We start from the raw sequence: 13,768 nt of genomic DNA, 5'->3' as shown, positions 1-13,768 counted from the left end.
AACAGCCCATGAACCTGCTGCCAGACAGCCCCACCGACCGCTTGGCAACTGGCGTTCTGCTGTTCTCCGCCACTCTCTGGGGCCTGACCTGGATACCGCTGAAGGGCTTCATCGCCCAGGGTCTTAGCGGTCCCCAAGTGTCCTTGCTGACATACGGTTCGGTGGGCGTGCTCGCGACAGCACTGCTCTGGCGAGATCGTGCCGCATGGCGCGCCCAGTGGGGTCTGGTGCTGACGCTCGTCGTGGTGGGCGGCTGGGCCAATACGTCCTTCGTCAACGCCATCATGCTGGGCGACGTGGCGCGGGTGATGTTCCTGTTCTACCTCTCGCCGGTGTGGTCGGTGCTCGGTGGCTGGTTGTTCCTGAAGGAGCGGATCCCACCCGCGCGCTGGGTGGCGGTGGCTGGCGCCATCGTGGGTCTGTGGCTGGTGCTGGGCGGACCGGGAATCGGCGGCGCTGAGGTGCTGGCCTTCACCTGGGTCGATGCACTCTCGCTATCGGCCGGCTTCGCGTTTGCCGCCAACAACGTCATTGCGCGCGCGGCCCACCGCGTGCCGCTGCGCACCAAGACCTTCGCTGTCTTCATCGGCTGCGGACTGCTCTCGGCAATTGCGACAGGGCTCACCGGCCGTGCGCTCCCGGATGTCCTGGCCAGCATCGGTCCGCTGCTGTGGCTGGCTCTTCTGGCTTACGGCTTTGGCTGGATGCTGCTCGCCACCGTGACCTGGCAATATGGCGTGAGCCACTTGGAGAGCAGCCGCGCCGGCGTGATCCTTCTGGCCGAACTCGTCGTCGCGGTGGGAAGCGCCATCGCCTTTGGTGGTGAGCGCCTCACGCCCCTCGGTTGGGCCGGCGGCGCGCTGATCGCCGTGGCCGCACTGGCCGAGGCCCTGCTCCCCCCAGCCAACGAACCCGTTCCCCCCCCCATTGCCGCCACCGGAACCCGCACGCCATGAGCACCACCCCCACCCTCTGGATGAACCAGCTGTCCTGGATCGACTACCAGCACCGAATCCGGACCGAGCAGCCGCCGGTGTTGCTGCCGGTCGGTGCGCTGGAGCAGCACGGTCCACACCTGCCCCTGGGCACCGACGGCCTACTGGCCAGCGCCGTGGCCGCCGACACCGCGGCCCAGGTCCGCGGGCTGGTCGCGCCGACCCTGAGCTACGGCTACAAGTCGCAACCCAAGTGCGGCGGAGGGCAGCACTTTTGCGGTACCACCAGTGTCGACGCGGCCACGCTGATCGGGCAGGTGCGAGACGCGGTCCGCGAGTTTGCACGCCATGGGGTGGACAAGCTCGTCGTGGTCAACGGCCACTACGAAAACCAGTGGTTCCTGATCGAAGGCATCGACCTCGGCCTGCGCGACGCCCGCGCAGCCGATGCCGCCTGTGTGCTGCAGGTGATGCGCCTGGAGTACTGGGACTTCATGACGCCCGAGACGCTGGGTGACGTGTTCCCCGATGGCTTTCCCGGCTTCGCGCTCGAGCACGCGGCGGTACTCGAGACCTCGATGATGCTGCATCACCACCCCAGTCTGGTGCGCATGGATCTGCTGCCGGGCGATGGTCCGGCCGAGTTCCCGCCCTACGACATGTACCCGCCACGCACCGACTGGGTACCTCCCTCGGGTGTGCTGTCGTCGGCGCGTGGCGCAGACGCCACCAAGGGGAAACTGCTAGCGAATGAAGTCGCACGCCGCATGGCAGAGGCCATCAGCACCGGGTTCAACCGCCCCGCGCCATGAGCGATCCGCTTCAGCTCGAACCCGCGACCACCGCGCTCGTCGTCATCGACATGCAGCGAGACTTCTGCAGCCCCGGCGGCTACGCGCACCAGGCTGGCCTGGACATCGCGCGAATGCAGGTCGTGGTGGGTCAGGTCCAGCGGTTGCTGGGTGCCGCCCGCGCAGCAGGCCTGCTGGTGATTCACACGCGGGAAGGCCACCTGCCCGACCTGTCGGACTGTCCGCCGGTCAAGATGGCCCGCAGCGTGAGTGCGGGAGCACCCATTGGCAGTGCCGGGCCACTGGGCCGTCTGCTGGTGCGCGGCGAACAAGGCCACGACTTCGTACCCGCGCTGCGCCCGTTAGCCGGTGAACACGTGATCGACAAACCGGGCTACAGCGCCTTCCATATGACCGCGCTCGCCCCCTTGCTCAACGCCTTCGGCATCCGTAGGCTCGTGCTCTGCGGCGTGACCACCGAAGTCTGTGTGCACTCGACCCTGCGCGAGGCGGTAGACCGGGGCTTCGAATGCATCACCATCGGCGATGCCACGGCGGCCAGCCAGGCTGAGCTGCAGGCGCCCGCGCTGGCGATGATCGCCGTGGAGGGCGGCATCTTCGGGCAGGTCTGGGACACCCATCGCTGCGTGAGTGCGATGGAAGTCCAGCAGCCGGTCGCACCCTAAGGAGCCTCACCGGACCATGACTTCGGCAACCCGACTGTGGCCGCTGCTGACCGCCACCCACCGCTACGACAAGTCGATCTCGACACGCCACCGCGGCGAGGGACAGATGATCGACGCGCCCATCCTGGCCTACCTGATCGAGACCCGCAACGGCCGAATTCTCTACGACGTCGGTTGCGACCACCGCAAGATTGCCGACCCGATCTTGCGCGCCAGGCACTACGACCCAGAGACCTTCATTTTTGGTGCGCCGGAGATGAGCGAGGACCAGCGCATCCCGTACCATCTGGCCCGCCTGGGCCTCACGCCCCAGGATGTGGACCTGATCTTCATCGGTCATCTGCATTTCGATCACGCTGGTGGCCTGCGCGATCTGCGCCGCTGCGGATGCGGTGCCGAGATCCATCTGCAACACGACGAACTGGCCGCGGCCAAGGCTGGCGACGACCCGGTGGTGTTCGCGGATGAACTGCTGGACGAAGACGGCACCCCCCTGCAGTTCCGTCTGCAACGCGGCGAATATGCGGTCGCACCCGGAGTCCAGGCGGTGACCACACCCGGCCACACCGCCGGGCACATGTCCTTGTGGGTAGAGCTGCCGCAGGGACGACCGATCTTGCTGGCCGGCGACGCGGCCGACCTGCAGGAGAACATCGACGACGAGATCGCACCGGGCGGCCTCTGGCAGAACCAGGAACAGCTCGCGGTGGAGAGCATACGCAAGCTCAAGGCGCTGGCGCGTGACACCGACGCTTGGCTCTGGCCCAACCACGACATGGCGTTCTACAGAAACCTTCCAGTGTTTCCGATCCCGATCACATGAGCACACCTGCGTTTGACCCGGTCCCAGACCGCTACCACGGCGTGTGGACCCGTACCTTGCTGGAAACGCCCGAAGGGCGGGACACCACCACCTGGGTGCGATGGCTTCAAACCAGCCAATGGCATGCCGACCTTCGCGTGCCCGTCAACCTCGACAGGGCCGAAGCCACCGGTCTGGCACAACAGCAAGGCTTCTGCGGGGTCACCGAAATCACGCCCGCCCTTGGCGACCAGCCCGAGATCTGCACCTGGCATCGGCAAGTCGACTTGCAGCCTGCTCGCTCCACACCGGACGCCGGCCACATGGTGTTCGAGGGATCGCACCGGGTCATCGAAACCGGGATTCATGGTCGGTATCTCGAAGTCTGGGAACGGTTGCCCGACTCAGTGGGGCGACAACTGGTGCTGCTGGGCCTGGATGCGGCGGGGGAACTGACAAACGAGCGTATCCTGATCTCCGGCAGCCACCTTGTGCGCGTACGTCCCCGGCGCACCGCATGGCCCGAAGACACCCTTCCTGACGAAGATCTCGCGACAGTGCTCGCCCGCCATCCGCTCCTGACCGGCCCACTGCTCGCGATGGAAATCAGCTTTGGGCGATTGAAAGATAGCATCTGGACCATTGAGTGCTCATCCCTGCCGCTGCTGGAACATCAGGTGTTTCCTTTCCACTTCGAATTGGGGGTTCAGGGGGAAGCCGTCGTTGCGTTTGGCGAGGAAATGCCCACCCCATGGCGGGTGGCCTCTCAGAGCGGGATCGAGCCATGAAGCATGCCTAGAAACCAGTTAAGGTCCGACCCCGGCCGGATTCGAGACACAGCGCCTGCGCGTGCGTCCGCTCACCATCCACGATCTGGTGAAAGACTACGACGCCGTCATGAGTAGCCGCACCGACCTGCTCGGCCTTTTCCCGGTAGCGACTGGCCGCGCGAGGACCCCATCCTTAAGCAGCACCTGATCGACGTTGCCTGGCACCAGAAGGGATTCCAGACCTGCAGCTGGTACACCTACACCGTGGTCAGCCTGGACTGATAACCAGGTACTGGTGTGCCTCTACCTGTTTCCCACCAGCCAGCCCGAGCACGAGGCCGATCTGATTTTCTGGGTCCGCACCGACGACCCGGCCAGCGGACTGAAAAATCACCTGGGTGAAGCGCTGGACAGCTGGTTGTCGACAACTTGGGCCTTCACCCGCCTGCATGTGCGCAAGTGACCACTGCAGTCCTTTGCCAACCGGCGCGACCGCATCTTTTCGGTGCACATTGAATCGAATCGCCCCATTTCGGGGCGCGAAAGATGTGCCCCCCCTCCAGCAGGACTGGCACTGATTTTGCTGAGCAAGGTACCAGAGAGAGGCGCTGTGAACATTTGCCGCGCTGGACTTGAAGACCGCTAGGGTTCCGGGTCTTGACCATCAGCGTCAAGACCGTCTGGTCCGAGAGCAGTCGGCCGCGATCGCGCGGTTCCACGGAGGGACAAAAGCCCGGGAGATGCCAGGTATGCACCTGCCTCTCCTTGCTTTTTTTCTCTGTTTTGGAACTCGCATGACACAACCTCTTGTGCCCACCGCTGCCCTCCCATCATCTGATGGTCGTGCTCCTGCGCCGAATCGTGCGTCGGGGACCAGAGCACCCGGCAAGGCACCCGCGAGTAAGTTGTTGAAATCCGTCCAGCGTCCCTCTCGCCTGTGGACGGTCAGGGCAGCCATTAGCCGGCGCACCTACTGGGTGCTCGCACTCACCGGCTTGATCACGCCCCTCGTGCTGTGGGCCATGCTCTCAGCTTGGGGCGGCATGGACTCCACGTTCCTGCCGGCGCCCCTGCAGGTTCTGCAAAAGGCATGGTTCTGGGCTACCGAGAACGACCTCCTGGGCGATGCAGGCATCAGCATCTACCGGGTGGTGACGGGCTTTCTGCTGTCGGCCGTGATCGCGCTGCCGCTGGGCCTGCTGATCGGCTCCTACCGCTCGGTTCAGGCCCTGCTGGAGCCACTCACCGACTTCATCCGCTACATGCCGGCGGTGGCGTTCATTCCCCTGGTGATGATCTGGGTCGGCATCGACGAAAGCGCCAAGATCGCCATCATCTTCATCGGCACATTCTTCCAGATGGTGCTGATGGTGGCCGAAGACGTGCGTCGGGTGCCGGCGGCCCAGGTAGAAGCCGCACAGACCATGGGCGCGAATCGCCGCGAGCTGATCGAGAAGGTGATCTTTCCGAGCGCTAAGCCAGCGCTGCTGGACACGCTGCGAATCACCATGGGCTGGGCCTGGACCTATCTGGTCGTGGCCGAACTGGTCGCGGCCAATTCGGGTCTGGGGTACGCCATCTTGCGTGCGCAGCGCTTCCTGCAGACCGACACCATCTTCGCCGGCATCATCATCATTGGCCTGATCGGACTGATCACCGACCAGCTCTTCCGCTGGGGCCACCGGCGCGCCTTCCCCTGGCTTTACCTGAAAGGCTGACACCATGACCACCCCGACCAAGATCAGCATCCGTGGCCTGACCAAGAACTTCGACGGCGCCGCCGTGAATGCCCTGGAGCACATCGACCTGGACATCCCCGCCAACGAGTTCGTCACGTTCGTCGGTGCCTCGGGCTGTGGCAAGTCCACGCTGCTGCGAACCATCGGCGGCCTGGAGGTTCAAAGCGCGGGCGAGCTCATCGTGGACGACCGCGCGGTGACTGGCCCCGGCATCGACCGCGCCATGGTATTCCAGCACTACAGCCTCTACCCGTGGATGACGGTGAGCGAGAACATCAAGTTTTGCCGCCAACTCGCCGCTCACACCAGGGACCGCACGTCCAGCGACGTGGAAGCGGCTTCGGGCCGTGCCGACGCCCTGCTGCGCCTCATGGGCCTGTCCGCCGTGGGTAGTGCCTGGCCCAATCAGCTCTCTGGCGGCATGCAGCAGCGCGTGGCGATCGCGCGCGCCCTCATGGGCAAGCCGGACATCGTGCTCATGGACGAGCCATTTGGCGCGCTGGACGCGCAGACGCGCGAGGTGATGCACGACCTCATCCGGTACGTGCACAAACTGGAAAAGGCCACCATCGTCTTCGTCACGCACGACGTCGAAGAAGCGATTTACCTGGGCGATCGCGTGGTGCTGATGGCACCAAGGCCCGGCCGCATCGACACGATCTACGAGGTGCCTTTCGGCGATCAGCGTACCCAGGACCTCAAGCATGCACCTGAGTTCGTTCGTTTGAAGCGCGAGATTCTCGACCGCATCCGAGAAACATCGGGCATGAAGACCGACCTTGAGCAACTGCAGCGTCTCTCGGGTGCGCAGGGCACCACCGATGAGCATCTTGAAGCCGTCTGATCCCTTCGAAGAACAGCAAATGACCACTTCGCGCGCCATGACCGTCAACGACCTGCCCGACCCCCTGACCACTGTCCTGCCCAATCCGCCAGAAGCAGCGCCCGTCGACGCTCCAGTCTTCTGGCAACGCTTTCCACAGGCTGCGCTGTCGGGCGTGGACACCGCCCGCACCCTGTGGAGCGAAGTCCTGCCGGGTGGAAGCCACTGGAGCTGGCGCATGCCACGCGGCAGTGCCATCCGCTTTGTGGGGCTGGACGCTGGCGCCAACCTAAGCCTGGTGATGTACTCGGCGTTGGAGAAGTTAGAGCGCTACAACATGCCCGACTCGCTCAAGGCGCAGCACACGGCTCACTACTCGAAGGGCCATGTGCTGATGAGCGACATGGGCCGCAGCATGGCGAGCTTCACCGCCGACAACCTTGGCTGGCACGACCCGCTGGGTTCGCTGCTTGATAACGAGCTGATGACCGAAAAATACGGTGAGAAGCGCTACGGCGAAGCACGCAATGCCATGCACCGCTCGGGCAAGGACGGCCTGCTGATCGAGATCGGCAAATACGGCCTTACCCGGCGCGACCTCGTCGCACCGGTGAACCTGTTCAGCAAAGTGAGCGTGGACGAGCAGGGCCGCTTCGCCTTTGCTGCCAACCACAGCCAGGCCGGTGACTTTGTCGAGCTGCGCTTCGACATGGACGTGATCCTGGCTGTTTCCAGCGCACCGCACGCACTAGACCCCAGTCCGGCCTACGCGCCGAAAAAAGTTGGCCTGCTGGCCTGGCGCTGCGGCGCTGCGCCGGCCAACGACGCCTGCCGCGCCTTCCGCCCCGAGAATGCGCGCGCCCTGCACAACACGGACATGCTGTACCTGTGAGGACCACCCCAATGAACACCGCCACCCTCACACCGGATCGCGTTACCGCAGGGGCTGCCGCCAGTGGCCCGGCGGCCATCCGCATCCAGGAAAGCCAACTCGATCCGGCCAGGGCCGTGAGCGACCAGCGCCACGCCGCGGGCGAGCCCATCCTCTTCCAGCTCGACAAGGGCCAGACGCTGCGCATCGTCGACCTGGAGGGTAACCAGGCTGCCGACGTGATCTTCTACAACCGCGATGATCCGGCCGAACACTACAGCGCCACCGACACCATCCAGCGCCAAGGTGGGATCTACCTCACAACCGGATCGGTGCTGCGCAGCAACGACGCGAGAGCCATGCTCACCATCGTGGCCGACACCTGCGGCCGACACGACACCCTGGGGGGGCATTGCGCGGCCGAAAGCAACACGGTGCGCTACGCATTGCAGAAAAAGTACATGCACAGCTGCCGTGACAACTACCTCATCGCTCTGCAACACGCCGATATTGGCCTGACCAAGCGCGACCTGGTCCCCAACATCAACTTTTTCATGAATGTGCCTGTGACCGCAGGCGGCGATCTGAAGTTCGATGACGGCGTGTCCGGGCCCGGCAAGTACGTGGAGATGCGCGCCGAGATGAACCTCTGGGTCCTGATCAGCAACTGCCCACAGCTCAACAATCCGTGTAACGCGTACAACCCGACTCCCACGCAATTGCTGATCTGGGATCCGATGTAGCCCCCGAACGAGAAAGCGCCTCTGGACGACCTTTGGCCATGAGACATCCCGGCAGGACGGCCTGCCGACTTTGATTTCCAAGGTTGACCATTCATGTTCAGCAAGGTCCTGATAGCCAATCGCGGCGCCATCGCCTGCCGCATCATCCGCACGCTCAAAAGCCTTGGCGTGAAGAGCGTGGCGGTGTACTCCGAGGCCGATGCCCAAGCGCGCCATGTGCGCGAGGCCGACGAAGCCTACCTGATCGGCCCGGCGCCTGCGGCGCAAAGCTACCTGCGCGCCGAGCGCATTCTGGAAATTGCCAAGCAATGCGGCGTCCAGGCCATTCATCCGGGCTACGGCTTTCTGTCAGAAAACCCGGCCTTTGCCGACGCCTGCGAGGCTGCAAACATTGCCTTCATTGGTCCCACCGCAGACCAGATGCGCGCTTTTGGCCTCAAGCACACGGCGCGTGACCTGGCCGAGCAGCGCGGCGTGCCGCTGCTGCCTGGCTCGGGCCTGCTGGCCGACGCGCAACAGGCGCGCGCCGAGGCGCTGCGCATTGGCTACCCGGTCATGCTCAAGAGCACGGCGGGCGGTGGCGGCATTGGCATGCGGCTGGTCTGGAGCGAAGACGAGCTCAGCGACGCCTTCGGCTCGGTGCAGCGCCTGGCCTCAGCCAATTTCAAGGACGCCGGTCTGTTTCTGGAGAAGTACGTCGAGCAGGCCCGTCACATCGAGGTGCAAGTCTTTGGCGACGGTACGGGCACGGTGCTGGCGCTGGGCGAGCGCGATTGCTCGGTGCAACGGCGCAACCAGAAGGTGATCGAGGAAACGCCAGCGCCCGGCCTTACAGACACGCAGCGCGTCGAGCTCCACGCCACCGCAGTGCGCCTGGCGCAGGCAGTCAACTACCGCTCGGCCGGCACGGTGGAATTCGTGTACGACGCGGCCACCGGCCAGTTCTATTTCCTCGAAGTCAACACACGCCTGCAGGTCGAACACGGCGTGACTGAGCAGGTCACCGGTGTCGATCTGGTCGGGTGGATGGTGCGCTTGGCCGCTGGCGAATTGCCGCCGCTGGCCTCGATCGCAGCTGTCGCACAGGGCGCGTCGATTCAGGTGCGGCTCTACGCCGAGGACCCCGCTAAGAACTTCCAGCCCAGCGCCGGCCTGCTGACCGAGGTGGTCTTCCCTACCGATGCACGCGTGGATAGTTGGGTCGAGCGCGGTACCGATGTGCCGGCCTGGTACGACCCCATGCTGGCTAAGCTGATCGTCACAGCACCCGACAGGGCGCAGGCGCTGGCAAAACTCGACGCGGCGCTGGCCGCCACGCGCCTGGCCGGCATCGAGACCAATCTCGATTACCTGCGCCAAGTGGTGCGCGATCCGGTGTTCCGCGAGGGCCGGCAGGTCACCCGCTTCCTCAACGGCTTTCACTATTTACCCGCGACAGTTGATGTGATCGAGCCCGGCGTGCAGACCAGCGTGCAGGACTGGCCCGGACGACTGGGTCACTGGGACGTGGGTGTGCCGCCGTCTGGGCCGATGGACGCCTACGCCCACCGCATGGCCAACCGCTTGGTGGGTAACGCCTCCAACGCGGCGGCGCTGGAGATCACGCTCTCGGGCCCCACGCTGCGTTTCAACGCCGACGCGGTGATCGCGGTCACCGGGGCCCCCGCGCCGCTCACGCTGGACGGCGAGCCGCTCGCGCTTTGGCAGAGTCACCGGGTGAGCGCCGGGGCCGTACTGGCCATCGGCCGCGCCGAGACCGGTGCGCGCCTGTGTCTGGCCGTCGGCGGCGGCTTCGAGGTGCCGCTCTACTTGGGCAGCCGCAGCACCTTCACACTGGGTCAGTTCGGCGGCCACGCCGGGCGCCACCTGCGCACTGGCGACGTGCTGCACCTGGCAGCGCCCGGCACCGGCACCGCGGGCGTGACGGTGACGAAGACGGCCGTTCCGGACTTCGGTCGGCACTGGGACGTAGGCGTGCTCTACGGCCCGCACGGCGCGCCCGACTTCTTCACGCCCGACGACATCGCCACCTTCTTCGCCACCGGCTGGGAGGTGCACTACAACTCCAGCCGCACCGGTGTACGCCTGATCGGCCCCAAGCCGCAGTGGGCGCGGCCCGACGGCGGCGAGGCCGGCCTGCACCCGTCGAACATCCACGACAACGCCTACGCCATCGGTGCCATCGACTTCACCGGCGACATGCCGGTCATCCTCGGCCCCGACGGCCCCAGCCTGGGCGGCTTCGTCTGTCCGGCCGTGGTGGTGGACGCCGAACTGTGGAAACTCGGCCAGCTGAGGCCTGGCGACACGGTCCGCTTCCACCGCCTCTCGCTCGATGAAGCGCTGGACCGCAGCACCACCATCGAGGCGGCGCTGGCGACTCTGAGGCAGGCCCTGCCCGCCGCGCCGGCCGACGATGCGAGCGCGCACCCCACGCCGGTGATCCTCGACGACCCGGCGCGTGTGGACGTATCCGTGCCCGCCATGGTGGTGCGCCAGGCCGGTGACCGCTATCTGCTGGTCGAGTTCGGTCCCCTGGTGCTGGACATCGAGCTGCGCCTGCGGGTGCACGTGCTCATGCAAGCCCTGCAGGCGCGCATCGACGCCGGGTCGCTACCCGGCATCATCGACATGACACCGGGCATCCGCTCGCTGCAACTGCACTACGACCCGGTGCAGATCTCGCGCGAATCGCTGCTCCGGCGGCTGGTCGAAGAGGAGGCCGCTCTGCCCGCCGTGGACGACATGGTCGTGCCCAGCCGCACCGTGTACCTGCCCCTGTCGTGGGACGACCCGCAGACCAGACTCGCGATCGAGAAGTACATGCAGTCGGTTCGACCCGACGCACCCTGGTGCCCAAGCAACATCGAGTTCATCCGCCGCATCAACGGCCTTGACAGCATCGACGACGTGTTCAAGGTGGTGTTCGATGCGAGCTATCTCGTGCTCGGCCTGGGTGACGTTTACCTGGGCGCACCAGTGGCTACGCCGATCGATCCGCGGCACCGCCTCGTCACCACCAAGTACAACCCGGCACGTACCTGGACGCCCGAGAACGCGGTGGGCATCGGCGGGGCCTACCTCTGCGTCTATGGCATGGAAGGCCCCGGCGGCTACCAGTTCGTCGGCCGCACCCTGCAGATGTGGAACCGCTGGCGGCACGGTGAGGCGGGGTCGGTGTTCGAGCAGCCCTGGCTGCTGCGCTTCTTCGACCGGATCCGCTTCGTGCCGGTGGACCAGGACGACCTGCTGCGCATCCGCGCCGCCTTCCCGCACGGCGGTTATTCGCTGCAGATCGAAGAGACCACTTTTAGCCTGCGCGACTACCGCCGCTTCCTAGCCGACAACGCCACCAGCATCGGCGCCTTCAAGGCACAGCAGCAGGCCGCTTTCGACGCCGAGCGCGAGCGCTGGGCTGCCAGCGGCCAGCTGAGTTACGCGGGTGACGCTGATGTCGCTGCAGCCGATGCCACGGTCGAGCTGGATCTGCCACCCGGTGGTCGATCACTGGCCAGCAGCGTGCCCGGCAGCGTGTGGAAGGTGCTAGTCAGCGAAGGGCAGCGTGTGGCGGCCGGCGACGTGTTGCTGGTCGTCGAGTCCATGAAGATGGAGTTCAGCGTGCTCGCTCCGCAGGACGCCACAGTGCACCGCCTCATGTGCCGCGAAGGCGCGCCCGTGGCCGCCGGCCAGGACGTGCTGGTCCTGGTCACCGATTAAATCCAACTCTCCCTGATCTGCCATGAACCTGAACGACCTCTCCTTCGACCTCGCCAGCCTGCGCACCGCCTACGCCACGGGAACCCCGGTGCGCGCCGTCATCGCCGAGGCCATACGCCGCTGCGCCAGCGACACGAACAACGCCTTCATCCACCGCCTCACCGAAGCCGAAATCGAGCCGTACCTGGCCCTCCTAGATGGTGTCGATCCAGCCAGCCGGCCGCTGTACGGGGTGCCGTTCGCGCTCAAGGACAACATCGATCTGGCCCACATCCCCACCACCGCCGGCTGCCCCGAATTTGCCTACACCCCCAGCGAGAGCGCGTTTCTTGTGCAACAACTCATCGCGGCTGGCGCGGTACCGCTGGGCAAGACCAACCTCGACCAGTTCGCGACCGGCCTGAACGGCACGCGCTCGCCCTACGGTGCCTGTCGCAATGCGATCAACCCCGACTTTATTTCTGGCGGCTCCAGTTCGGGCTCGGCGGTCTCGGCCGCCCGGGGCTGGGTGTCGTTCTCACTCGGCACCGATACCGCCGGCTCAGGCCGCGTGCCTGCGAGCTTTAACAACCTGATCGGTCTCAAGCCCACCATCGGCCTGCTCTCGGCCACCGGCGTGGTGCCGGCCTGCCGGTCGGTGGACACGGTGTCGGTGTTTGCGTTCACCGCAGCGGACGCGCAGGCCGTCCTGGCCGTGGCCGCGGTGCCGGACGAGGCCGATGCTTTCAGCCGCGCGGCCGAACCTTTCGGTGTGGATTTCTCGGTCGGCCCGTTCCGCTTTGGTGTGCCGCGCCCGCAAGACCTCGCCTTTTTCGGCAACGAGGCCGCAGCCGCGCTCTTCTCGCAGTCGGTCGATCGCCTGAAGGCAGTGGGCGGCGCACCGGTGGAAGTCGACCTCACGCCCTTCCTCGAAGCCGCTCGCCTGCTCTACGAAGGGCCCTGGGTGGCCGAGCGTTACGTCGCGATCAAGGACTTCATCGACGCGCAGCCCGATGCCGTCTTCCCTCCGGTTCGTACCATCATCGAAGGCGGGCGTGACAAGACCGCAGCCGATGCTTTCGCCGCGAGCTACCGCCTCAAGGCACTCAGGCGCGTGTGCGACGCCGTGTGGAAGGAGATCGACTGCCTGCTCACGCCCACCGCCGGCACCATTTACCGCATCGCCGACATGCAGATCGATCCGATCCGCCTCAACTCCAACTTGGGCTATTACACCAACTTCATGAATTTGCTGGACTACGCGGCCGTTGCGGTGCCAGCGGGTTTTCAGGCTGACGGAGATGCGAAGGGTCTGCCATGGGGGGTGACACTCGCCGCGCCGGCTTTCAAAGACGTACCGTTGCTGCGTCTGGCCGACCGCTTCCACCGGTCACAGCCGTTGAGGCTGGGCGCCACCTCCACATCGCTGACCACCACGCCCGCCATCGGGGAGCCTCCCAAGGGGTCGAACACCGCCGGCACGGTGAAAGTCGCGGTATGCGGCGCGCACCTGTCGGGCCTGCCACTGAACTGGCAACTGACGCAGCGGGGCGCGCGTCTCCTGGGAGCGGTGTCGTCCGCGCCGGAATACAAGTTCTACGCGCTTGCCGGTGGGCCCGTGCAGCGACCTGGCATGGTTCGGGTGGCCGAGGGCGGAGGAGCGATCGACATGGAGGTCTGGGAAATGCCAACTGAACATTTCGGCAGCTTCGTCGACGGCATTCCCACACCGCTGGGCATCGGCAAGGTCAAACTGGCGGACGGAACTTGGGTCAGCGGATTTGTCTGCGAGGCCGTCGGTGCCGAGGACGGAACCGATATCACCCACCTAGGCAACTGGCGGGCCTGGCTGACGCACGCCAGTTCGACCGCCTGATTGACGACCACTGCCGAGTCGCGTTGAAATCTGAAC

Annotated in this window: 12 protein-coding genes and 1 riboswitch; all 12 genes read left to right on the top strand. The window is 65.6% G+C overall.

Going from position 1 to position 13,768, the window contains the following annotated elements; genetic code table 11:
- The first annotated feature begins 8 nt into the window (after positions 1–8).
- The 12 genes from GPT34_RS12710 to atzF all read left to right on the top strand — a co-directional run bounded on the left by GPT34_RS12710 (position 9) and on the right by atzF (position 13,732).
- Positions 9–956 (top strand): DMT family transporter, encoded by a 948-nt coding sequence (locus tag GPT34_RS12710; RefSeq protein ID WP_291012980.1) that lies wholly within the window; start codon positions 9–11, stop codon positions 954–956.
- Positions 953–1,747 carry a creatininase gene (locus GPT34_RS12705; RefSeq protein ID WP_291012978.1) on the top strand — a complete coding sequence of 265 codons (795 nt, stop codon included), beginning with the start codon at positions 953–955 and terminating at the stop codon, positions 1,745–1,747. The genes GPT34_RS12710 and GPT34_RS12705 overlap by 4 nt, the downstream gene beginning before the upstream one ends.
- On the top strand, positions 1,744–2,412 hold the full coding sequence (locus tag GPT34_RS12700; protein ID WP_291012975.1) for an isochorismatase family cysteine hydrolase: 669 nt from the start codon (positions 1,744–1,746) through the stop codon (positions 2,410–2,412). The genes GPT34_RS12705 and GPT34_RS12700 overlap by 4 nt, the downstream gene beginning before the upstream one ends.
- Before the next feature lie 16 nt (positions 2,413–2,428).
- A complete protein-coding gene (locus tag GPT34_RS12695) occupies positions 2,429–3,235 on the top strand; it encodes an N-acyl homoserine lactonase family protein (protein ID WP_291012972.1) in 807 nt (268 codons plus the stop codon).
- Complete coding sequence (locus tag GPT34_RS12690; RefSeq protein ID WP_291012970.1) at positions 3,232–4,002, top strand: hypothetical protein; 771 nt, start codon at positions 3,232–3,234, stop codon at positions 4,000–4,002. Before GPT34_RS12695 ends, GPT34_RS12690 begins: the two co-directional genes overlap by 4 nt.
- Positions 4,003–4,279: 277 nt before the next feature.
- Positions 4,280–4,447: a hypothetical protein gene (locus GPT34_RS12685; RefSeq protein WP_291012968.1), complete on the top strand. Its 168-nt coding sequence runs from the start codon at positions 4,280–4,282 to the stop codon at positions 4,445–4,447.
- Between the two features lie 168 nt (positions 4,448–4,615).
- A riboswitch (guanidine-I (ykkC/yxkD leader) is annotated at positions 4,616–4,726 on the top strand.
- 166 nt (positions 4,727–4,892) lie between these two features.
- Complete coding sequence (locus GPT34_RS12680; protein ID WP_291012966.1) at positions 4,893–5,702, top strand: ABC transporter permease; 810 nt, start codon at positions 4,893–4,895, stop codon at positions 5,700–5,702.
- Positions 5,703–5,706: 4 nt separating this feature from the next.
- Positions 5,707–6,567, top strand: a complete 861-nt coding sequence (locus GPT34_RS12675) for an ABC transporter ATP-binding protein (protein WP_291012964.1) — start codon at positions 5,707–5,709, stop codon at positions 6,565–6,567.
- 19 nt (positions 6,568–6,586) lie between these two features.
- Entirely contained in the window at positions 6,587–7,438 is an 852-nt protein-coding gene (locus GPT34_RS12670; RefSeq protein WP_291012961.1) for an urea amidolyase associated protein UAAP1, read from the top strand.
- Positions 7,439–7,515: 77 nt separating this feature from the next.
- Positions 7,516–8,160 carry an urea amidolyase associated protein UAAP2 gene (locus GPT34_RS12665; protein ID WP_291013082.1) on the top strand — a complete coding sequence of 215 codons (645 nt, stop codon included), beginning with the start codon at positions 7,516–7,518 and terminating at the stop codon, positions 8,158–8,160.
- Between the two features lie 93 nt (positions 8,161–8,253).
- Positions 8,254–11,877, top strand: coding sequence for an urea carboxylase (uca, locus tag GPT34_RS12660; RefSeq protein ID WP_291012958.1), 3,624 nt, complete (start codon positions 8,254–8,256; stop codon positions 11,875–11,877).
- 22 nt (positions 11,878–11,899) lie between these two features.
- Positions 11,900–13,732: an allophanate hydrolase gene (gene atzF, locus GPT34_RS12655; protein WP_291012956.1), complete on the top strand. Its 1,833-nt coding sequence runs from the start codon at positions 11,900–11,902 to the stop codon at positions 13,730–13,732.
- Positions 13,733–13,768: the final 36 nt, after the last annotated feature.

It is taken from the genome of Hydrogenophaga sp. (assembly GCF_011390835.1).
In the GTDB taxonomy this organism is placed as follows: domain Bacteria; phylum Pseudomonadota; class Gammaproteobacteria; order Burkholderiales; family Burkholderiaceae_C; genus Hydrogenophaga.
Note: the sequence above shows the minus strand (reverse complement) of the source record. Positions and strands in the feature narration are given on the sequence as shown.